This window comes from Pantoea sp. ANP04 (assembly GCF_041982285.1).
Taxonomy (GTDB): Bacteria; Pseudomonadota; Gammaproteobacteria; order Enterobacterales; family Enterobacteriaceae; genus Pantoea; species Pantoea eucalypti.
Genome location: NZ_JAUTYS010000035.1, coordinates 1 through 1,048, shown reverse-complemented (window position 1 = coordinate 1,048; position 1,048 = coordinate 1). Strand labels below are relative to the sequence as shown.

Genomic DNA, 1,048 nt, shown 5'->3' with positions numbered 1-1,048 from the left:
TGGGACTAAGTCGTAACAAGGTAGCCGTACCGGAAGGTGCGGCTGGATCACCTCCTTTCTAAGGAGCTAACCAATTATTGGTTGCCCGTTTCTGTCACGAGTGTTGGCAGGCGGGTTGCTCATGGGTGGAATATCAATGAACTCAATACCGGAAAAACAGATGCAGCTCATGTTGTGTTTGGTGGTATTGGCTGTGGCTGCATGGTGTTCATGCTTTCTTAGTACGCGTTTGCTTCTCCTTTGGGGGTTGTGGGTGTTGGAATGAGGGTGTGGGGGCCAGGTGGTTTGTATGGTTTGGCATGCTGTTGGGTTTTGAGGCAACAAGCCCCCTTGTTTGAGGGGTTTGGTGTTTCAGTGTTTGTCCTGTGTCTTTGCACGGTCATCGTGATGGTTCGCCTTTTGGGTGGGTTGTTGGTGGTTTGTGTGGGGGTGTGGGGTTGTTGTTTGGGAACTGTATAGTGAACGCGAGCATCTTATAAGATGACCATGTTAGAGAGCCTTTTGGGGTTTTTTGGTGTGGTTGTTTTGTGATTTTGTTGATTGTTTTATAGCTCAAACTTGAGAACTTGTTTTGTGTTGAAGTTTTTAAGGGCGCACGGTGGATGCCTTGGCACTAGGAGCCGATGAAGGACGGGACGAACACCGATATGCTTCGGGGAGCTGTAAGCAAGCTTTGATCCGGAGATTTCCGAATGGGGAAACCCCGTACGGTGTCATGCCGTATGACCCGCAGCTGAATGTATAGGTTGCGTGGAGGGAACGCGGGGAAGTGAAACATCTCAGTACCCGCAGGAAGAGAAAACAACCGTGATTCCGGGAGTAGTGGCGAGCGAAACCGGATGAGGCCAAACCGTATGCGTGTGAGACCCGGCAGGGGTTGCGTATGCGGGGTTGTGGGATCCTCTTGCACGGTCTGCCGGCCGTGGGACGAGTCAGAAACCGTATGGGTAGGCGAAGGACATGCGAAAGGTCCGGCGTAGAGGGTAAGACTCCCGTAGCTGAAATCTGTACGGCTCGTTTGAGAGACACCCAAGTAGCACGGGGCCCG

2 rRNA genes are annotated in these 1,048 nt (G+C 52.2%); both read left to right on the top strand.

Annotation, left to right across the window (positions count from 1 at the left end):
• A 16S ribosomal RNA gene (locus Q7C21_RS22135) occupies positions 1-58 on the top strand; the annotation flags it as partial.
• A gap of 517 nt (positions 59-575) precedes the next feature.
• A 23S ribosomal RNA gene (locus Q7C21_RS22130) occupies positions 576-1,048 on the top strand; the annotation flags it as partial.